21 protein-coding genes are annotated in these 20,334 nt (G+C 65.6%); 9 read left to right on the top strand and 12 right to left on the bottom strand.

Annotation, left to right across the window (positions count from 1 at the left end):
- Positions 1–374: 374 nt before the first annotated feature.
- A complete protein-coding gene (locus LZC94_17430; GenBank protein ID WXB19007.1) occupies positions 375–554 on the bottom strand; it encodes a hypothetical protein in 180 nt (59 codons plus the stop codon).
- 56 nt (positions 555–610) lie between these two features.
- Between LZC94_17430 and LZC94_17425 the strand changes: the two genes are divergently transcribed.
- On the top strand, positions 611–991 hold the full coding sequence (locus LZC94_17425; protein ID WXB19006.1) for a hypothetical protein: 381 nt from the start codon (positions 611–613) through the stop codon (positions 989–991).
- On the opposite strand, the gene LZC94_17420 is transcribed toward LZC94_17425, so the two are convergent.
- Together LZC94_17420 and LZC94_17415 are read right to left on the bottom strand one after the other, a co-directional pair.
- Positions 984–1,508 (bottom strand): transposase, encoded by a 525-nt coding sequence (locus LZC94_17420; GenBank protein WXB19005.1) that lies wholly within the window; start codon positions 1,506–1,508, stop codon positions 984–986. The genes LZC94_17425 and LZC94_17420 overlap by 8 nt on opposite strands.
- Before the next feature lie 41 nt (positions 1,509–1,549).
- Positions 1,550–1,939, bottom strand: coding sequence for a helix-turn-helix domain-containing protein (locus LZC94_17415; GenBank protein WXB19004.1), 390 nt, complete (start codon positions 1,937–1,939; stop codon positions 1,550–1,552).
- Between the two features lie 78 nt (positions 1,940–2,017).
- Here LZC94_17415 and LZC94_17410 point away from each other — a divergent pair, with 78 nt between their 5' ends.
- From LZC94_17410 to LZC94_17395, 4 genes are all read left to right on the top strand, one after another.
- Positions 2,018–2,527 (top strand): sigma-70 family RNA polymerase sigma factor, encoded by a 510-nt coding sequence (locus LZC94_17410; protein WXB19003.1) that lies wholly within the window; start codon positions 2,018–2,020, stop codon positions 2,525–2,527.
- Between the two features lie 170 nt (positions 2,528–2,697).
- On the top strand, positions 2,698–4,413 hold the full coding sequence (locus LZC94_17405) for an AMP-binding protein (protein WXB19002.1): 1,716 nt from the start codon (positions 2,698–2,700) through the stop codon (positions 4,411–4,413).
- A gap of 141 nt (positions 4,414–4,554) precedes the next feature.
- Positions 4,555–5,868, top strand: a complete 1,314-nt coding sequence (locus LZC94_17400; GenBank protein ID WXB19001.1) for an aminotransferase class I/II-fold pyridoxal phosphate-dependent enzyme — start codon at positions 4,555–4,557, stop codon at positions 5,866–5,868.
- Positions 5,865–6,743: a methyltransferase domain-containing protein gene (locus LZC94_17395; GenBank protein WXB19000.1), complete on the top strand. Its 879-nt coding sequence runs from the start codon at positions 5,865–5,867 to the stop codon at positions 6,741–6,743. The genes LZC94_17400 and LZC94_17395 overlap by 4 nt, the downstream gene beginning before the upstream one ends.
- Before the next feature lie 493 nt (positions 6,744–7,236).
- On the opposite strand, the gene galT is transcribed toward LZC94_17395, so the two are convergent.
- From galT to LZC94_17360, 7 genes are all read right to left on the bottom strand, one after another.
- Positions 7,237–8,385, bottom strand: coding sequence for a galactose-1-phosphate uridylyltransferase (galT, locus tag LZC94_17390; GenBank protein WXB18999.1), 1,149 nt, complete (start codon positions 8,383–8,385; stop codon positions 7,237–7,239).
- Positions 8,382–9,560: a galactokinase gene (gene galK / locus LZC94_17385; GenBank protein WXB18998.1), complete on the bottom strand. Its 1,179-nt coding sequence runs from the start codon at positions 9,558–9,560 to the stop codon at positions 8,382–8,384. The genes galT and galK overlap by 4 nt, the downstream gene beginning before the upstream one ends.
- Positions 9,557–10,522, bottom strand: coding sequence for a UDP-glucose 4-epimerase GalE (gene galE / locus LZC94_17380; protein WXB18997.1), 966 nt, complete (start codon positions 10,520–10,522; stop codon positions 9,557–9,559). The genes galK and galE overlap by 4 nt, the downstream gene beginning before the upstream one ends.
- Positions 10,523–10,551: 29 nt before the next feature.
- On the bottom strand, positions 10,552–11,571 hold the full coding sequence (locus LZC94_17375; protein WXB18996.1) for an ABC transporter permease: 1,020 nt from the start codon (positions 11,569–11,571) through the stop codon (positions 10,552–10,554).
- Positions 11,568–13,193: a sugar ABC transporter ATP-binding protein gene (locus LZC94_17370; protein ID WXB18995.1), complete on the bottom strand. Its 1,626-nt coding sequence runs from the start codon at positions 13,191–13,193 to the stop codon at positions 11,568–11,570. The genes LZC94_17375 and LZC94_17370 overlap by 4 nt, the downstream gene beginning before the upstream one ends.
- Before the next feature lie 12 nt (positions 13,194–13,205).
- A complete protein-coding gene (locus tag LZC94_17365; protein WXB18994.1) occupies positions 13,206–14,246 on the bottom strand; it encodes a substrate-binding domain-containing protein in 1,041 nt (346 codons plus the stop codon).
- Between the two features lie 182 nt (positions 14,247–14,428).
- The gene (locus LZC94_17360; protein WXB18993.1) at positions 14,429–15,334 is read right to left on the bottom strand and encodes a helix-turn-helix transcriptional regulator; all 906 of its coding nucleotides are present in this window, start codon (positions 15,332–15,334) and stop codon (positions 14,429–14,431) included.
- 104 nt (positions 15,335–15,438) lie between these two features.
- Between LZC94_17360 and LZC94_17355 the strand changes: the two genes are divergently transcribed.
- Positions 15,439–16,341, top strand: coding sequence for an EamA family transporter (locus LZC94_17355; GenBank protein ID WXB18992.1), 903 nt, complete (start codon positions 15,439–15,441; stop codon positions 16,339–16,341).
- 160 nt (positions 16,342–16,501) lie between these two features.
- On the opposite strand, the gene LZC94_17350 is transcribed toward LZC94_17355, so the two are convergent.
- Positions 16,502–16,678 carry a hypothetical protein gene (locus LZC94_17350; protein WXB18991.1) on the bottom strand — a complete coding sequence of 59 codons (177 nt, stop codon included), beginning with the start codon at positions 16,676–16,678 and terminating at the stop codon, positions 16,502–16,504.
- Positions 16,679–16,739: 61 nt separating this feature from the next.
- On the opposite strand from LZC94_17350, the gene LZC94_17345 reads away from it, so the two are divergent.
- Entirely contained in the window at positions 16,740–17,663 is a 924-nt protein-coding gene (locus tag LZC94_17345; GenBank protein ID WXB18990.1) for a hypothetical protein, read from the top strand.
- Positions 17,653–19,041, top strand: coding sequence for a WD40 repeat domain-containing protein (locus LZC94_17340; protein ID WXB18989.1), 1,389 nt, complete (start codon positions 17,653–17,655; stop codon positions 19,039–19,041). The genes LZC94_17345 and LZC94_17340 overlap by 11 nt, the downstream gene beginning before the upstream one ends.
- A 35-nt stretch (positions 19,042–19,076) precedes the next feature.
- Here the strand turns inward: LZC94_17340 and LZC94_17335 are convergent, their stop codons facing one another.
- The gene (locus LZC94_17335; GenBank protein ID WXB18988.1) at positions 19,077–19,688 is read right to left on the bottom strand and encodes a hypothetical protein; all 612 of its coding nucleotides are present in this window, start codon (positions 19,686–19,688) and stop codon (positions 19,077–19,079) included.
- A 262-nt stretch (positions 19,689–19,950) separates the two neighbouring features.
- On the opposite strand from LZC94_17335, the gene LZC94_17330 reads away from it, so the two are divergent.
- On the top strand, positions 19,951–20,334 hold the full coding sequence (locus LZC94_17330; protein WXB18987.1) for a hypothetical protein: 384 nt from the start codon (positions 19,951–19,953) through the stop codon (positions 20,332–20,334).

The raw sequence follows: 20,334 nt of genomic DNA, 5'->3' as shown, positions 1-20,334 counted from the left end.
AAAATGGTAGTGAACGGGTTCTACGCTGTCAAGCAATGGGACGTTCGATGTCACGCGGCCCGAACCATCGTGCGCCGCTTTCATCGTGCGCTCGGGAGGTGGACACCTTCAGGTCCGCAATCCGATTGTGCAGTGTTTCGAATAGACATATGCAGTAGTCTCGACTCATCACACTGCATAATGGTGCGGATACTTCGCGGCCTGTGAGCGGTTGTGGACGCTGACCAAGGCTCATCATCGATCATCGTGGGCGTGTGCGAGAGTTCAAGCGTTCTGCGCATGGAATAGCGCGGTCTCGACGGCTCTCGGTGGACCGCCCACCGCGACCAGATTATCTGTCGTACGCAAGACGCCCGTATCGAAGTTGAAATACATCACGCGCGCGGAAACGCGACCCGCACAGAAAACGCGACCGAGAGAGGATGTGCAAGCGCAACCCCAAAGCGAGCCTTCTCGCAGGCGGCGCATTCGGCCAAACGCGCCTCGATGAAAGCTTGCAAAGCAATGGCCAGCTTACCTTCGAATAAGGCGCGAAATCCTCGTGTATCGCGCATTGCGTGGTTGCTTCCCTAGGTGGAGCGATCATACTTCACGGACGAGGTGACGACCCATGGCTCCGGATTCCCTCGCGCAGCCTTTCTTGGTGGCGCTCGCCCCTGAGCGGCGTGCCGCTTGGACATCGGTCGATAAGTTGCTTTCACTTCTGCGCGCGTTCGTTCAGCGTTCGCGCGCGCCTTGGCCACTTCTGGACATCGATGACGAAAGCTACATCCAGTATGTCGCCGAACGATTGGACGGAGTGGTCGATGTGCGGCAAGCACTGGAAGAGCTGAACTGTGAGGATTTGTTTCTCGCCTATGCGTGCATCACCGGCGAACGAACGGCACTATCGCTGCTAGAAACCAATTACCTATCGCAGGTCGATGGTCCGCTGCGGCGGATTCATCATGCGGTGCACACGTTCGAGGATCTAACCCCAGAGATCACCTGAGTGGAGCCCGATAACCGGCGTGAACGAACCAGTTGCTCGCGTGCGTCTCGGTGACTCGAAAGCGCGCTCGTCTGGCGATGAGCCGAAGCGCTTTGGGGTGGCGGGGAGCGTGGCGTCGCACGTATTGCTTTTGGAGGGCCCAGCCGGATTCAATTGGATTGAGGTCGGGCGAGTATGGGGGCAAGTAGACGACACGAACGCCGCGCGCCTTGCAGGCGGCTACGACACGCGGGTCGCGGTGGGCGGGGAGGTTGTCCATCACCAGGACGTCTCCGGGGTACAGTCGAGGGAGCAGCTTGCGTTTCAGCCAAGCCAGGAAGCGGGGACGGTTGGCCGTTTTGAACATCGTGCTGAGGACGACCCATCCCGATAGGCGCATCGCCCCAAGAAGTGTGAGGTTCGTGCCCCAGTTCATAGGAATGCGATCGATGAATTCGCGACCTCGCTTCACCCAGGCGTGGCTCCGACTCATGGCCAGGTTTAGGCCCGATTCGTCGAGAAAAACCAGCTTTTCCACGGGAATCCGGAGGATCCTCCGTCGGAAGGAGCGGCGCTTGGCTATGACGTCGGGTCGCTGACACTCCAACGGCCGTCGGCGTTTTTTTTGATGACGTACCCATACCGATGCAGCGCGCGCTTCATGCTGGACACATGAACTCGCGCGCCCCGCGGGCGAAGCCGATTGAACTCCGCCGTAATCTCGTTAGCGGTCGCATCGCGCAGCTTCGCAACAAGCGCATCAACGTCGCCCTGGCCGATCGGGGACGGCGTTCCGCCTCGCTTCGGGTCGGCGCCGAGCGGCACGCCACGACGCCCTCGACGAACCCACCGCTTGACGCTCGCCTCACCGATACGAAATCGAGCGGCAATTACCGCATAGCTTCCGTCGCCAGCTTCGTACGCCTCGACGACCCTGGCTCTCAATTCAAGAGGGTGCGCTTCCGCCATGCCGCGACCAGATCATGCCTCGAGCCAAAGAGCAAGACGCTTGATCGACCCAGGTGAGCACTGGGGTTAAAGCAAGAAGTGCGGCAGCGTATCCTGGTTGGCAGCGAAGGCGCTGGGCCCAAGCTCGCCGAATACCGGGGACGCGGCGCGCTGCGACGCTGGCTTCGCGTGGTGGCCGTGCGCACGGCGCTGAATCTCGTGGACCGGCCCGAGCGCGGGCTCCCTATGTCCGACAGGTCTTGGGAACGCTTTCCGGCGCCCGATGATCTGGAGCTCGCCTATTTTCGCACGCTCTATCGCGCGGAGTTCGATCGCGCGTTGCGAGACGCTGCAGCCCGCCTGACCCCCCGGGAACGACTCCTCTTGCGGCAGTCCTTTATCGACGGGTGGACCATCGACGATCTCGGCAGCCACTACCATGTACACCGCGCGACGGCGTCGCGCTGGCTGCTGCAGGCGCGCGAGCGTCTCGTCACCATGACCCGTGAGCTGCTGATGGAGCGACTGCGTTGTTCGCGCTCGCGGCTGGAGAGCGCTCTGGCGCTGGTACGCAGCGAGCTACACATCAGTCTATCAAGCCTTCTTTGATTCTTTTGCGCGACCTTCGCCAGCTCCCCCTGTCTCTCGAAATGGTGAGACGGTGAGGCGGAGCATGATGCTCGTAGCTTCGCATTCACACGGATAAGGGTCTGCTGGTGCAGGTTTGGCATTACTGCACCGGCCTACACGAGAAACCGGCATGCACACGAGGAGAATCGATGGCAACGGATACATTATTGGATTCTTTTATCGAGCATGCGATCCAGCGGCCCGATAAACCCGCGCTGACCTGGCATGGAAGGAGAACGACGTACGGCCAGCTGTACGAGCTGGCACGTTACGTCCATCGCCGAATCGAAAACCTGGAAATCCCTGCAACGGCCCCCATCGGGGTACTGGCCCCCAAATCACCTGAATCCATCGCGTTGATTCTCGGCTGCCTTCTGGCCCGCCGCCGGTTCCTGCTTCCGTCTCCCGATCTGGGCGAGACGACACTGCGCACACTGTTTTCGCGGGGTGGCTGCCGTCACGTCCTCACCCCCGAACTGACCACGTTCACCGGGCCAGCCCTCGCGGAGACGAGGGCTTCCGATGCCGTCTCGTTCATGCTCACCACATCGTGTTTGGCCGGGGTGCCGAAGATTGTACCGATCACGGGAGAGGCGATCGACCGGTTCACGTCCTGGGCCGGCGCCCGTTTCGCGATCGGTCCCCAGACGCGCGTGCTCAACTACGCCCCGCTCCACTTCCACCTTTGCCTGCTCGATATCTGGACCACGCTGCGCTTCGGCGGCTGCGCCGTCCTGGTCGATCCGGTCAAGGCCACCCAGCCGCGCCACCTCGTCGAGCTCCTCAAGTCCTCCGAGGTGCACCTCGTGCAGGCCGTGCCCATGCTGTACCAGCTGCTCGCCGACGCCACGGCAGGTGGCGGCCAGCGTTTCGAGAGCGTCGAGCGGGTGCTGTTTACCGGGGACGCGATGCCCGCCCGCTGCCTGGACGAGCTGGGCCGACTCTTTCCGCGTGCACGATATTACAACGTGTATGGGTGCACGGAGACCAACGCGAGCTTCCTGTACGAGCTCGCCCCCGAGGCGCCTCGACACGTGTCCGTCCCATTGGGTGAGCCGCTGCCCGGTGTCGATTATCTGCTGGTCGACGAGGACGCCCGGATCGTCACGGGCGCGGGCGTCGGCGAGATCTACGTGTCGACGCCTTTTCAAGCCCGTAACTACCTCGGTGGAGACGAGGCTGAGAAGTTCGCGCCGCACCCCATCGACGGCGGCCCAGCGCGGTTCTTCCGCAGCGGCGACATCATCCGGCGTGATCGGGACGGGACGCTCACCCGCGAAAGTCGAAACGACTTCGTCGTGAAGGTCCGGGGGACCCGGGTCGACACGCAGGTGGTCGAGGCCGCGCTCGGGGAACACGGTCAGGTGGCGGAGGCCGTCGTGATCGCGCTCCCCGATGCAATGGCCGGACACCTTCTGCATGCGATTGTCCGCCGCAAACCTCAATCGACCCTGAACGGCGTGGAGCTCCGACAGTACTGCGCCGACCGGCTGCCCGGATCCGCGATGCCGTCGACGATCCAGCTGGTCGACGAACCACTCCCGAGGAGCACCACCGGCCAGATCGACCGGCGGCGCATTGCCTCCGAGACCCAGACGGCGCGCACCCAGAACGTTGAACGCATCACCCAGTTCATCGTGGAGGAGTTCCTCCCCGACCTCCCAGCCCGCGAGCTCGCGGCCGACTACGATCTGCTTGCCGGCGGTGTCATCGATAGCCTTGGACTGCTCAAGGTGTTCAGCTGGCTGGAAGAATCCTTTGGGCTCGCGGAGGACGAGGTCGAGCTAACGCCGGAGAATTTCCGCTCGGTCAAAGCGATCGAAGCCTTCATTGACGCAACGTCTGCCGGGGGCAGGAGCGCGTAGCCGTGCCAAGCGTGGCTCGATTATCGGCTTGAATAGGGCCTGGATGGCGCCCTGAAAGGAGCGCGCATCGTCCGATACGACTGCCACGTCTGGGGCAGTCACGAATGGTACTAGCAAATTCATTACACGTAGGAGTTACGCATGCAAGACATATGGAAGTCGGCGGCGGCCACCGCCGTCGTCAACGACTCAATTGGAGAGGCCATGACCACCCCCGTGCATAAAAATGCGTCGATAGCCTCCGCGCTCCGCACGGAGCCGAAGTATCTGCACCTCAAACATGTGCAAGAGCAGCTCTCCCGGTCGGGGCTTACCCTCCCCTATTTCCTGGTGCACGAGGGGGCGAGCAATAACACCACGGTGATCGAAGGGCGAGAGCTCATCAATTTTGCAAGTTACAATTATCTCGCGCTCTCCGGCGATCCAGAGACATCGGCCTACGCCAAAAGTGCGATCGATCGCTTCGGTACGTCCGTCTCCGCGAGCCGCGTTGCCTCCGGCGAGATCGCGCTCCACCAGGACCTCGAGCGTGAATTGTCCGAGTTTCTAGGGGTTCCGGACTGCCTGCTCCACGTCAGTGGACACGCGACGAACGTCGGTACCATCGGCCATCTCTTCGACCATCGAGATATCATTTTTCATGACAGCTTCATTCATAACAGCGTCATCGAAGGCTGCAAGCTGTCCGGCGCGCAACGCATCGCATTTCCCCACAACGACGCGCGCGAGGCAAACCGTCTCATCGACGCCCATCGCGGCACGTACCGTCACGCCCTCATCGTGCTCGAGGGGGTCTACAGCGTGGACGGCGATATCGCCGATCTGCCCCGCTTCATCGAGTTGAAGAAGCGGTACAACGCATTTCTCATGGTCGACGAGGCACACTCTCTGGGCGTTCTCGGAGAGCGGGGTCGAGGGATCGGTGAGCACTTCGCGGTCGATCGGGCCGACGTTGATCTCTGGATGGGGACGTTGAGCAAAGCGCTGGGGAGCTGCGGCGGATACATCGCCGGAGACAAGGAGCTCATCGGGTACTTGAAATACACCTCGCCCGCCTTCGTCTTCTCGGTGGGGATGCCGCCGGCCACCACGGCGGCGGCGCTCGCCGCGCTCCGCATCCTGGTGCGCCAACCGGAGCGGGTCCACACGTTGCATGAGCGCGGCCGCCTTTTCTTGGAGCTCGCGAAGGCGCGCGGGCTCGACACCGGCATCTCCTTGGACACCGCGATCGTCCCAGTGATCACCGGTGACTCCGTGATCGCGGTGAAGCTCGCGGATGCGCTCGCGGAGAAGGGGATCAACGTGCAGCCGATTGTCTATCCGGCGGTGGCGAAGGACTCCGCGCGCCTCCGCTTCTTCATCGCCGCGGATCACACGATCGAACAGATTCGTCATACCGTCGACGCCACGGGCGAGGCGCTGGCCCGCTTACGGAGCAAAGGAGTAGCTCCATGATGATGCCCCTAAACGCGCTCAAGCTTGCGTGTCGCACGGTAGCTTTCAAGCTTCAGCGCAAGAACTCCGATCCCACGAGCGATTACGATAAGGCCGCCGCCACCTACGACGAGTACTATTCGAAATACCTCGGGCCGAGCGCGCAGGTCCTCCTGGACAAGCTCCCGGTTCGCCAGGGGGACAAAATTCTCGATTTGGCCTGCGGAACCGGCTTCTTCTCCCATCGCCTGGCGGCGGCCATTGGTCCGCATGGGCGGCTCACGGCGGTCGACATCTCGGGCGGAATGCTCGAGCGCAATCGTCGCGGCGCCCAGGCGCGCGCCCTCGAGAACATTCGCTTCGTCCAGTCCGACGCGATGGGCGTGCTGCGCGTGACCCGCGCCGAGTCCCTGAATGGAATCGTCTGCGGCTGGGGGATCTGCTACCTGGATCACGCCGAGTTTTGCATCGAGGTGCAGCGCATCCTGCGCCCCAACGGCTTTTTGGGGATCATCGAGAACAAAAGCACGTCGCTCAAAAAGGTGTCCGATCTCTTTCGAAGGGTACTCGTTCGAAATCCAGACGCCATCGTCAAGAACATCGCCATCGATCTCCCGAAAGACGCGTCGCACCTCGTCCGAACCTTGTGCAAGCGAGGGCTCGTCGCGATCGACTCTTGGGACGGTGCGGTGTCCGTGCCGTGCATGCGCGGTGTGGACGTGGCAGAGTACGTGGTCAAATCGGGAGCGGCGGCCGGCTTTATCGACGCCCTCGACCCGGCCATGGCCGATCGGATCATCCGCGAGCTCGCCATCGCCGTGGACGACGAGCGCAGACGCGGCGGGGAGGTCCCGGTGACGCATGAATATTGTGCCCTCGTCGCCAAGCGCGCCTGACCGAAGGATGCGGTGCCATCCATCGCGAGCACCCGAAATACACAAGCGAGGTGCTGCCCGCAGACTCCGATATCGAGATCGACGCACATGACATATACGGAGCCAAAGGGTACGAAATCGATGCGTTCTACACAGAAGTCGCGCCTTCGACTTGCCGAGGGCCTCACCATCGCATCCATCGCCGTCGGCCTCACCGCGTGCAATGCGCTCCTCGAGAATGGCGAAGCGCGTGTCGTTGCGGCTCGTGAAGCAGGAGGCCAATGGGTCAACATCTCGTTGCATGTTCAGTGGCACACGCAAACATTTCGGCTACTCGTCGACGACGTGGAACTGCTCAGAAAAGAAGAAGACCACGTTCACATGGCGGTTTCGCCATGACAATGTCGTCTGGACCGTCGTTCCATGAGCGCGGTCCCGACGACCTCTCATCCGCGCGAACGCGTTGGGAGTCGATATCCGACGCCGGGCGAGCTCTCGTGGTGAGGGCCGGTGTTTATTTTACGTCGCGAAAGCGAGCGGCAATCGTCTCCGGGAGGACGTCCATGGTGTAGGCGTGCATGCCGGATTCGCTGGAGGCGAAGAATTTGAGGACGTTGGGCGCGCGCTGGGGGCTCATGAGTTGAAGCGAGAGGTGGCTCAAGTCGCGACCGACGCGGACGGGGGCTTGGTGCCAGCAAGCCATGTAGGGGATCGGCTTGTCGAAGAGGCGCTCGTAGCGGCGGAGGAGATCGACTTGGAGGGACATGAGCTCGGTGAGCTCGGGGGCGGTGAGCGACGGCAAGTCGGGGACGTGGCGGCGCGGGTAGACGTGGAGCTCGTAGGGGAAACGAGGGGCGGCGGGGACGAAGGCGATGAAGGAGGGCGTCTCTTCGACGATGCGGAGGCGTTTTTCGCGTTCGTCGGCGATGATGGCGCAAAAGAGGCAGCTGGTGCTGCCGTGACCATCACGCCAGCGCGCGGCCGATGCCAGGGCCCGGGAGGTGCGCGAGGTGACGAAGGGGTAGCCGTAGATTTGGCCGTGGGGATGATCGAGGGTGGCGCCGATTTCGGCGCCTCGGTTCTCGAAGATGAAGACTTGCTCCACGCCGGGGACCTGGGAGAGGTGAAGGGTGCGGTCCACCCAGGCCGCCGCGACCGTGTGCAGTCGCTCCGGGGAGAGACGAACGAAGGACGAGGTGTGATCGCTCGTAAAGCAGACGACCTCGCACCGACCCACGCCTGGCTCGATGGGCTGAAAGGCGGCGGATGGCGCGCCGTCGTCCGCGAGACCACCCGGGGCACCCCGCACGCCCCCGCCCGCGATGTCCCCTCGCCCCTCGTAGGCCCCTCCCAAGGATGGAAAGCGATTTTCGAAGGTGACGACGTGGTAGTCGTCCGCCGGGATTTCGGAGAGGGAGGCGCCGCGGGTGGGGCAGAGCGGGCACTCGCTGGCGGCAGGGAGATTGGTGCGCGTTTGGCGGTGGGCCGCCACGATGACCCAGTCGTCGAGGACGGGATCGTAGCGGATTTCCGACTGCGGACGGTGCGGCGCGAGGTTGCGGAGATCGGGGGCGGTTCGTGGGATGCCCGGCCGATCGTCGAAGTAAATGAGCTCGCGGCCGTCGGAGAGAACCGTGCGGGTCTTGTTCGTGGGGATGGTCACGGGTGGACTCGGTGTACGCCGTCGGCGGCAACGGCTCGGAAGATCCAGGGACGGGTGAAACCGCGCGCGGCGAAGGCGCGGAGGGTGGCCTCTTCGAGCGCGGCCGCCTTCTCCTCGGGAACGAGGGCGATGGCCGATCCACCGAAGCCACCGCCCGTCATCCGCGCCCCCAGCGCGCCCGAGGCTCGCGCCGTTTCGACGGCCAGGTCGAGCTCTGCGCACGAGATTTGGAAATCGTCGCGGAGCGAGACGTGCGACGCGTCGAGCAGCGGGCCGATTTCGGCCACGCGGCCCTCGCGGAGGAGATCGGCCACCCGCACGACGCGGTCGTTCTCGGTGACGATGTGGCGCGTGCGCCGCGCGAGGAGCGGGTCCGCCAAGGTCTCGAGGGCGCGCGGAAGCTGGGCGAGGGACACGTCGCGCAGCGCGGGCACGCCCAGCTTGGTCGCCGAGCGCTCGCAGGCCGCGCGCCGATCGGCGTAGCCGCCGTCGACCAGCGCGTGGTGGGCGCGGGTATCGATGACCAACAACGAAAGACCCGCCGCCTCGAGGTCGAAGGGGTGCGGCGCGACGTGGAGCGCGCGCACGTCGATGAAGAGCACATGGCCCCGGAGGCCGAAGGTCGACGAGAGTTGGTCCATCAAGCCGCACGGCATGCCCACGAAGACGTTCTCCGCCCGCTGTGCAGCTCGCGCGAGGGCCAAGTCCGGCATCGCGGCGCCGTGGAGATCGAGCAGGGCGCGCGCGGTTCCGCACTCCAGCGCGGCGCTCGACGAGAGGCCGGCCCCCGCCGGGAGCGTGCTGCCGATGACCAGATCCGCCCCGCCGATGGCGTGCCCCGCCTCGATGAGCGCCCACGCCGTGCCGGCCACATAGGCCGCCCAGGCGCCTCTCCACGTGGGACCCGGTCTCAGATCGGCGAGCGGCACCTCCACGGTTTCGCGCTTCTCGACGGAGCGCACCCGAAGAATGCCGTCGCGGCGCGGCGATGCGGCGATGACCACGTGCCGGTCGATGGCCAGCGGAAAGACGTAACCGTCGTTGTAGTCGGTGTGCTCGCCGATCAAATTGACCCGCCCGGGCGCGCGCCAGAAGCCCTCCGGCGCGTGCCCGGTCAGGGCCTGAAGCTCCGCGCGCAGCGTTTCGAGGAGCTCCGCGTTCGACGGCCCGCTCATCGCGCAACCCCGTTCGTCATGAAGGCCCACGCGTCCCTCACGATGCGCTCGAGCTCCGAGCGCCGCGGCCTCCAACCGAGCTCGCGGCGCGCCTTTTCGCTGGCGGCCACCAGGCGGGCGGGATCGCCGGCCCGCCGCGGGCGCGGGTTCTCCGGTATCGGCTTCTTCGTGACCCGCCGCGCCACGGCCAGCACCTCGCGCACGGAGAAGCCCTCGCCGTTTCCTAGGTTGTAGATGCGGTGCTCCCCGGGCTTGCCGCCCTCGAGCGCGAGGAGGTGTGCGTCGGCGAGATCGGCCACGTGCACGTAGTCGCGAATGGCGGTTCCATCGGGGGTCTCGTAGTCCGTGCCATAGACGTCGATGGCCTCGTCGCGGCTCGCGGCCAGGAGCACCCGCGGGATCAAATGCGTCTCGGGCATATGGCGCTCGCCTTGTGCGCCGTAGGCTCCCCCGACATTGAAGTAGCGCAAGCTCACCGCCGTCGATCCGTGGGCGCGCGCGGCAAAGCCGAGCAGCTGATCGATCGCGAGCTTCGAGGCGCCGTAGGGGTTTCCGGGGCGCGCCGCCGCCTCTTCGGGGATGGGAACCGACTCGGGCTCGCCATAAACCGCGGCCGTCGACGAAAAGACGATGGTCGCGATGGATGCCTCGCGCATGGCGTCCAGGAGATGGACGGCGCCGCCGATGTTGGTCCCGAAGTAGAAGATGGGTTTCTCGGCCGACTCGCCCACGAGCGACTTGGCGGCAAAGTGCAAGATGGCGTCGAAGCCCTCCGACAGGGCGCTCCAGAGGGCTGCGCGGTCGAGGAGATCCCCCTGCACGAAGCGGGCGCCTCGGGGGACGAGCTCGCGGTGACCGGTCGAGAGATCATCGAAGACCGTGACCCGATGGCCCGCCTCGAGGAGCTTCGCCGCCACCACGCTCCCGATGTACCCCGCGCCACCCGTAACGAACAATCGCATGAGATCGGACCTTCGTGGTTATCGCAATGCTAGCGCGGAAGACCGACCGCGCGCTCGCCGCTGCGCTTTTGTTGGATGATGACGGCGACCGCCAGCAAAGTCCCTTTTGCCACGTTTTGCCAGAAGGGATTCACACCGAGCACGGTCATCCCATTGCTCAGAACGCCGAGCAAAAGAACGGCCAGCAAGGTGCTGGGTACGGCGCCCTTCCCTCCCCGCAAATCGCACCCGCCGAGCGCCGCGGCGGTGATGGACTCCAGCTCCAGACCTTCGCTCCCGGAGACGGGTTGCCCCGAGCCCGTGCGGGCGGTCAAGAGCACGCCGGCGATCCCCGCGATGGCGCCCGAGAGCGCATATGCGCCAATCACGTATTTGTTGATGGCAATACCGGCCAGGCGCGCGGCGGTGTCGTTGCCGCCCACCGCGTAGACGTTTCGCCCGATATCCGTGTACTTGAGCAGCACGTGGAGGGCGGCGGCGATGGCCACCAGCACCCAGATCAACGTGGGGATGCCGGCGAAGCTGCCGCGCGCGAGGAAGATGAAGACGTCGTCGCCGCCCGTGTAGCCTTGCGCGCGGCCGCCGGAGACGAGCTGCGCCAGGCCCTTGAAGGTGGCGAGGGTGGCCAGGGTCGCGATGACCGGGTTTACCCGCCCGTAGACGATGGTGGCGCCGTTGACCAAGCCGCAGCAAAGGCCGATGACCAGCGCGGCCACCACGCCGAGCGACGCGCTGCGGGTGGAGGTGAACACCATGGCACAGGCCACCGACGTCAGCCCGGTGATGGAGCCCACCGAGATATCGAGCGCCCCCAGGATGACCACCACCGTCTGCACCGACGCGAGCAGCCCGGCGATGGCCACCGTGGTGCCGATGGCCACCATGTTGCGCGGCGAGAAGAAGTTCGCGTCTTGCACGCCGATGATGGTCACCACCACCGCGAGCGCCATGAGCAGGCTGAGGTTCTGCGCGCCCACGGCGTCGAGCACCCGGCGCGGCAGGGAGCGTTCGTCGCGAATCGGCATGGATTTGGCGGCAGCTAGGCTCACGATGCACCTTCTTGTTGCGCCCGCGCGGACACGGAGGCCGCGGGGACCTTGAGGTAGTCGGCCATCGCGAGGGCCATGATACGTTCCTCGGTGGCCTCCGAGCGATGCACTTCGCCGGTCACCCGGCCGCAGTGCATCACCACGATGCGATCGGAGAGGCCGATCACCTCCGGCAGATCGGAGGAGATGACCAAGACGGCGATGCCCTCGCGCGCCAGCTCCGCGATGATGGCGTAGATTTCGGCTTTGACCCCCACGTCGACCCCGCGGGTGGGCTCGTCCAAGATGAGCAGCTTGGGCCGGCGGGCGAGCCACCGCGCGAGGACCACCTTCTGCTGGTTACCGCCCGACAAGGTGCGCACCTCGCGCTCGAGCGAGGGCGTACGCACGCGCAGCTTGCTCGCGTACTCACGCACCAGATCGCGCTCGAGGTCGCCGCGGATGAACCGAAATCGGCGCAGCTGATCGAGCACCGCCAAGGAGGTGTTGTCGCGCACGGAGCGCTTCATCAGGAGCGCCTCCGTCTTTCGCTCCTCGGGCGCCAGGCCGATGCCCGCCCGGATCGCGTCGCGCGGGCTCTGCAAATGCAGCTCGCGAAGAGGGCGCGCGCCGCCGGGTGGAGCATCGCCGCCGGGCGGAGGATCGTCGCCGCCCCAGAGGATGCGGCCGGAGTCGATGGGCACATCGCCGAAGATGGCGCGCGCCAGCTCGGTGCGGCCGGCGCCCACCAAGCCGGCCAACCCCACGATCTCGCCGGCGCGCACCTCGAAGCTGACGCCGTGGACGTCGGCGTTGGTCACCCGATCGAGCGAGAGCACGACGTGCCCGGGCGCGTGCGGCTCCCGCACGTACATGGCCGAGAGATCGCGCCCGACCATCATCCGCACCACCTCGTCCTCGGTGAGCTCCGCGGGCTCTCCGCGCCCCGCGCGCACCGGGCGATCGCCCACGTAGCGGCCGTCGCGCAGCACCGCCACCCGGTCGGCGATGCGGAAGATCTCCTGCATGCGGTGCGAGACGTAGATGATGGCCACCCCGCTCGCGCGCAGCCGCTCGATGAGCGCAAAGAGGACGTCGGTCTCCCCCTCGGCCAAGGACGACGTGGGCTCGTCGAAGGCGAGGATGCGCACGTCGCCCACCAGCGCGCGCAGGATCTCCACCAGCTGCCGATGCGCGGCCGACAGCTGGTTCCCGCGCAGCTCGGGGTCGAGCATGCCCGAGAAGCCGAAGCGCTCGAGGTCCTCGTGAAAGCGCCGGAGGAGCCCGCGGCGATCGAACCAATGAAAGCGATGCGGCAGCGCGCCCACGTACACGTTCTCGGCCACGGAGACGTGCGGGATGATCTCGGGCTCTTGATAGATGACCCGCACGCCGGCGCGGTGGGCCTCCGCGGGCGTACGGAAGACGCGCGGCGTGCCCTCCACGAGGATGCGGCCTGCATCGGGCTGGTGGTCGCCGCTCAGCACTTTGAGCAATGTCGACTTGCCGGCCCCGTTCTCGCCCATGAGCGCGAGCACCTCGCCGGCGCGGCACGCGAGGGTCACCCCGGAGAGCGCCTGGACGCCAGAAAATCCCTTGCTCACGCCCTCGAGGGTGAGCGCGGTCGTGGCTGCGTCGTTCATGGCATCACGCGGCTACTCACACTTGACCCCGGCGTTTTGCCAGTTCGTCGCGTCGACCATATGGGTCTCGGCGATGGTCTTGGCAGGGAGCGGCGTCTTGTTTTGAATCGACTCCGAGAGCACGCGCACGGCCGCGGCGCCCACATCGCGTCCGTCGATGAAGAGGGCCGCCTTCATGCCGGTCTGCTTGCCCGCCTTCCAATCCTTGCACGCCAGGTATGCGCCCAGGCCGACGCCGATGACGTCCTTCGCCTCGACATTGGCGTTGGCGAGCGCGGTGACCACCCCGCTCACGTTCTCGTCGTTACAGCCCCACACCACCCAGTGCTTGACCCCTCGGTTGGCCGTGATGAGCGCCGCCGTGCGGTTTTGTGCATCGATGGGCGTGTTGTCGGTGCCGAGATCCACCACCTTCACCCCCGACTCGCCCGAGGCCTCGATGAAGGCCTTCTTCGCGCCGTTGACCCGGTCCTGACAGACGCTGAGATCCTGCTTGGAGGAGCTGATGATGCGCGTATCGGCCGCTTTCCAGCCGCTCGCCTTGTAGAGCGCCCCCGCCTTGAGGCCGACCTCGCGCCCCATGGCCCCACCGTCGAAGCCCACGAACGGCGCCGCGTTGCCTGCGGCGTCGCTGATGCCATCGTCGGAGGCCACCAGCGGAATGCCGGCTTGCTTGGCCCGATCGATCACCTGCGGGCCAATCCGCTGATCGGGCACCACGACCGCGATTCCATCGACGTTTTGCGCGATCATCGTCTCGAGCGTGCTCACGGCCAGATTGGAGTCGAGCGCCACGTTCGAGACCTTCACCTCGACCCCGAGCTTCGCCGCCGCCTCCCGGGCCCCCGCCGCCTGATCGACGAAGTACTGTTGATCCCCCTGCTTTTGAATATAGGCGATGGTGCGCTTTCCCGATTTGGGCTTGGCCTCCGCGACCGCCGCGACGTTCTTGTCACCGGTAGCAGCCGCGGGCGCCGAATCGGTCTCCTTACCCGATTTGCATCCCGCGAGTACGCAAACGGCCGACAACCCCAGCACGATTCCTTGCTTCATCGCGGTCGCTCCCTTCGTCCCGATAACGTTGTCATTCCCTGAAATACGGGCCATCGGCCAAAACATCCGATGTCTCGCCCATAGTACGGGACGGCGGGAGTCAATCCAACAACCTTGTGCCATCATTGGATTGGAAGCGACGCGTCATACGCCATCCCCTGCGGTTCGCGCAGGGTGGCTCATCAAGCTCGACGGGCGCCCACGCTTGCGCGGTAGCGCGAGGCCGAGCCAAACCCGGCGCGGCGCAAGGCCGCGTTGAGATGCTGCAGGTGCGCATAGCCACAGCGATGTGCGACAGCCTCGAAGCTCAAGCGACCTTCGTGCAGCAGCGCGCGCGCCCGGTGCAAGCGGCGCTGCATGATCCACACGTGGGGGCTCATGCCAAAGCTCGCCTTGAACATGCGCGCAAAGTGGAACTCGGACAGGCACGCGATCTGGGCCAAGTCGGCGAGATCGAGCGACGCGCCGCCCTCGGAGAGCGCGGTCTCGATCCACTCCAGCACGCGGCGGCGCGCGGCCGGGGACAGACCGCCGCGCAAGGTGGGCAGCGGCGCGCGACGGCGTTCGGCGTGCTGGGTCAGGAGGCGGGCTTGCACCTCCAGCACCAGGTGCTGCAGCCGCAGCGGGGCATCGGGGTGCGTCCAGTCTTCGGCCGCCAATCGGGCGCACGAACTGGCCAGCTGCGCGTCGTGAAAGAGGACCCGATCCACGAGCTCGGCGGCGCGGGGATCCAAGTCGAACCAACGCTCCGCCGCCTGCTCGAGCGACAGCCGCGGCAAGTACACGTGGAGCAGCTCGAGCGAGCCTCGAACATACCACTTGGACTCGTGCTCGGGCGGTATGCTGCACATGACCCCCGGCTCGCCGCGGGCTTCGGGCGCCTGGACGCAGCGCACGCCGTGGCCTCCACGCAGGTAGCAGGAGAGCGTGTGGTGCCCGGGGTGCGAATAGACGGTCTCCGTATCGGCGTTGTGCCAATGCACCAACCACGTGCCGTCTCGCCCCACCGCGGTGGATCGCAGCGGTGTCGCGCGTGAGCGCAGCAAATCGGCAAACAGGGGAAAGCGGTTGGCCAGCGGGGCATCCATGGCGCTCATTCTAATCGAGCTGCCCGCGTGCCGCGCGCGCCCGCCACCTACAAATGCGCAAGTTCCTGCCACCCCGGGCGCGCGCGCCGCGGCAGATTTCCGTTATGTCCACGGCATTGCTTTACGTTACGACCGTGCTGATCTGGGGCACCACCTGGTTTGCGCTGAAGCTGCAGCTGGGCGTGGTCCCCATCGCCTGGTCCATCGCCTACCGTTTCTGGCTGGCCGCTGCCGTGCTGCTCGCTTGGAGCTTCGTGCGCCACCGCCGCCTGGAGCTGCCCCCGCGCGCGCTCTGGCCGCTGGTGGCCGTGCAGGGCTTGTGTCTCTTCTGCCTCAACTTCGTGTGCATGCTGAACGCGAGCCGATGGATCGCGAGCGGTCTGGTGGCCGTGTGCTTCTCCACCGCCCCCTTGTGGAACGCCTTCAACGCCCGCCTCTTTCGGCGCACACCCCTGGCGCCGCGCGTGCTCGCGGGGAGCGCCTTGGGCGTGGCCGGGCTCCTGGTGTTGTTCGGCACCGAGGTGTCGAAGAACCTCTGGCGAACGGAGACGTTTTGGGGCATGGGCCTGGCCTTCGCGGGCACCTATTGCTTCTCCGTAGGGAATTCGGCGTCGAGCCTCTTGCAGCAAAAAGGTCAGACCCCCGCGCAGACCAATCCATGGGGCATGCTGGTGGGCGCGGTGGTCATATCGCTCTACGCGCTGGCCAGCCGCCAGCGGCTTCGCTTCGATGCATCGCCCGTCTATGTGGGCACCTTGGTGTACCTGACCCTCTTCGGCTCGATCGTCGCGTTCCACACGTACCTCACCCTGGTGGGCCGCCTGGGCGCCGAGCGCGCGGCGTATTGCGCGGTGCTCTTTCCCATCGTGGCGCTCAACATCTCCGCCCGCGCGGAGGGCTATGTGTGGACGCCCGCGTCGCTGCTGGGGCTCCTGCTGGTGATCTCGGGCAACGTGGTGGTGTTCTACCGCGGACCGTGGCTCGGAAAGCTGCGGTCCTCGACCTGAGCCGCGGGACCGCCCACCTCGGGCGGCGAGCGCAATGATACCGTGGGGCACGCATGGGCGACCCAAAAACCGTGACCGTGCCGACGGGGCAAAAGCACGAATTCGTCCTGACCTCCAAGGTCAAGGTGACGAAGATCCTGGGGTTCGCCCCCGTGACGGGTCACGCGGACGGCAGCGCGGTGACCGCGGTTCCGGGGTTCCAGCAGCTCGCGAGCAGCGCGTCGACGAGCGCCGATTTGAGGGCCAATCCGCCCGTCGTCCTGCTGCTGGGAATGATCAACGTGCTTCTCGAGGCGGAGACGGACAAGGCGAACCAGCCCGTCACCTGGTCGGTCATGGCGAATGACAATACGGCCTCGCCACCGGCGCTCGATCCCATCGACGGCGGGCGCAAAGCCGTGCTGAAGACGACGCAGCAAGGTACCTTTTCGGTGCAGGCAACGGGTACCGATGGGTCGCCGCCCATCGTGTGGAATGTCGTTTTCGTCGCTGTGCAGGTGCTCAGGCCGCGCAGCAAGATACACGCGAATCCGGGGAGCGGGTATTCGGGGTCCGCCTCTCGACTTGGTTCCGGGGCAATCCAGGTCGTGAGCGGCGCCGCGCCCAACCATGGTTGGGCATCGATGCTCGATGTCCGGCTCGTCGGGGGCGGTATCTCGTTTGACCATCGGCTGGGCATCGATTCCGTCGCGTTGAACATGCTCAGCAACGGCACGGGAACCGATGTAACGGCGACTTACGTGAACGACGCGCTCGTGACGAAGCAATCGCGGGAGCATCTGCCCAAGGTCCCGGTGGTCGATACCGACGACCGGGACGTCGATGATCCGCTCCAGCATTTTCCGAAGGCGACGAATACGAATGCCATCACGATCGAGCGCTGGGGCAACGAGTTCGTCGTGCAATTTTTCGACTCACCAAGGACCTTGTCGTTCCCCCTGAAGCATCCGGGACACAAGGATGCCAGCATTCGCAGGATCGATGGGAGCATGAAGTTTCGCACGGCGCTCGCCGCGATCAGCAAGGATGCACCGCATTCGGTCGTGGTCTACGCGCATATTGCGTGGGAAGCCGACGTGTCCGGGGTCGTGGAAGTCAAAGAACTGGACGATGTCCCCGGCCCCGATGGGAGGCCGCTGCGCGACGAGAACAACGAGAAGATCCAGCTCATCAACGCGAGCTGGACGGCACTGGCAACGGCGGGCACCCGGACCGAGCCACGCTTCACGGTTCTCCCGGGCGGGGCCGACGCCAAGGACGCGGGCTTCGAAATATGGCCACCAAACTTCATGCACCAGGTCACGCGCCACGATGATCCCTGAGCACCGAGGCGGTGCCGTGCATCGAGCCCGCCGGGCGTGGGCTATTTGCACCATCGCCGCGTGCTCGTGCGCATGCCATCCATCGCGCAACGACGGGCGACGAGCTTCCACCGATGCCGCGGCGCCGGCTGTCTCCTCCGTAGCCTCGCCCGCGGCGGACGATGCAGGCCATCATCGCGGCCGGCGGCATGGGATCCTCACCTACAACGAGCGAATCGTCCTGGTGGGGACCGGCGAGGATCACGTGTGGCTATGGGAGCCCGCATCGGGAAGGGTGACGGCGACTTCGGCGCTCGCGGACGAGTGGGCCGATTTTCCGACCCCGCTCGGGACGGCCGGCTTCATCGGCGAACCGCACGACGACGTCATGCCACTTTGGTCGGTCGACGGGAATCGACGCGGAGAAATCGGACCGACCTCCGGAACGATCGAGGGCGTGCGGTACTGCGAGCGGGAGGTGAAGCCAGGGATCGGGAGCGGACGAAGAGAGGTCTTCCTTCGCACACCATCGGCCATCGAAGAATGGGAGAGTGAGCCGCCGCGGTTCGTTCGACGCTTCTCGAATCCGGCGGGAGAGACGGCACCGCTCTCCGACTGGGGCGTGCGGCGCGACTGCGAGGCCATCGCCATGATTTCGAATCATGACCTGCATGTCCTCCGTACGCGAGACGCGGAGCCCATGGAATCGACGTTTCCACTTCATGGGGTTCATCGGGTCCTTTGGCAGCCGCGGGGTAAGCTCTTGAGCGTCGATTGGCTGGGACATCGCCCTTCGGAGCTCGTGAATTCGGAAACGGGAAGAGCCATCGTCTTGGGGCCGCCGCTCGCGGAAAGCGTCGACTGGGGACCCGATGGCAAATACCTCCTTGCGCCCACGAACGATGGCCGAGGCGACGTGGATGTCCACGAGGCGGCCACGGGAAAAACCGTCCTCCATCTCCCTTTCACGCACGAAAAGTACGTGCGCGGTTGGACGCAGCCCTACGAGATCCTCTCGCCCGGCGGCGACCGCGCGCTCTCCCAGGGAACCGAGCCGGAGCACGTCGTTCGATTGTTCTTATGGGATTTGCGCTCGGGTAAGCGCATCGCGATCCTTGCGTGCCCCAATCCGACCCTGCGCGTGCTTTGGGCGCCGGAACAGGGGCGCTTCGTGGTTCTGGATCGGGCCGGGCTGGTTCGAATCTTCGACCTGAAGGACGGTAAGTTGGTGCACGAAATTCGCTCGCCGGAAGATCTCGGCGCGGTGATATCCATCTTGTTCATCGGTCCAAACTTAATAACCGAGACGGACCGGGACGTGTTCGGCGTATGGGACGTCCAACGCGGAACGGGCAACCCCCGAGCACTCGATCTTCGGGAGCTGCGGCGACGCCCGTAGCGCCCGGGGCGCCGCGAAGTGCGAGTCGACAACGACTATTGCGATGTGCCGGGGGCCCATTCGTTCGGATGGAGATCGGGAAATTCGACCTTGCAGTGGCCCGAAGCAATTCCGTCGATGCGCGCTTCGCCGTTCGACCCGAGGACACCCTCGATGATGGCGCCACCCGGGAGCGTAACCCGGTACGTTTGCCCGGCGATCGGGCGCCGATCCTCGCCCACGAGCCGGATCACGATCCAATCCTCCGTGGGGACGGGGCGGGGCGGCGGCGGCTCCGGTTCGACATGGCGCGCGAACAAGCTCGGCGCAGGTGCGATCCGCGCGACCAGCTCGCCCATGTCGAGGGCGTCCACGATCGCGCGGACGACCGCGCCGTCGATCGCGGGATCGCCGGCCCCGGCATACGGTACCGAAAGGCCCGCCCCGCCGCACTGTGAACGCCCGGTAAGGGCCTCGTACACGTCGAGCAAGGTCGAACGCGCGAACGGATCCTCCAGCCATCGCTCGATATCCCAGGGCGCCGGCCGCTCGCGCGTCCACGAGGCGCGATCCCCTTCGTGGCCGGGTCGAACCAACAGCACATCGTCGAAGGATCCTCGAAGAATCCACCCCTCGCTTCGACGATCGGCCTCGCTCGAACCCGTCATGGCACGTTCGATGAGGCTACCCTGCGCGGCAGGTATGTGCAGGCATCGTATCGATCTTCGTTTGCTCGAGGTTCTGCGTGGACTCCGGCGGCACGGCTCGGTCGCGTCGTCGCCGGCGATCGTGCGGTGTTCCGCCGTGGGCGGTGGCTCGGAGAGCACCGGTCGGTTCGAATGCCGTGCATCGCTCGACCGGGCGGGACACGGTATTTCGATGGTCCGCGGTACCGAAGATCGGCGGGCGTGCTAGGTTTCCCACGAGACCGTGATCCGCATGGGCCGCAGCTACCGCGCGCAACGATTGTCCCGATGGGGGATCGCGTTGTTTTTTGCGGTGGCGCGGGTGCTGGTGGTGGTCGGAACGGTGCCGCTCTCCGGGGTGGTGCCGCTCGTGGTTGGAATGGTCCAGGGTGAAGTAACCCCCGACTTGTGCGGCGACTGCGGCGGCGACGAGCGCGGTGGCTGCGATTGCCCCACGGGCTGTCCGACCTGCCATTGCACCCATGCCGGTGTGCCGGTGGTACCAAGGACGGAAGCCATGGCGATGGATCGGCTTCCCACCTTGAGCCGCGGAACGATAACGCCCTACGAGGCGGATATTCCGCGCTCGCCACCCCCGCGATCCGTCTACCGCCCACCTCGAGCCTAA

Source organism: Sorangiineae bacterium MSr11954 (genome assembly GCA_037157815.1).
GTDB classification, from domain to species: domain Bacteria; phylum Myxococcota_A; class Polyangia; order Polyangiales; family Polyangiaceae; genus Pendulispora; species Pendulispora albinea.
The sequence above is the reverse complement of the archived record's forward strand: the minus strand, read 5'-3'. Positions and strand labels throughout refer to the sequence as shown.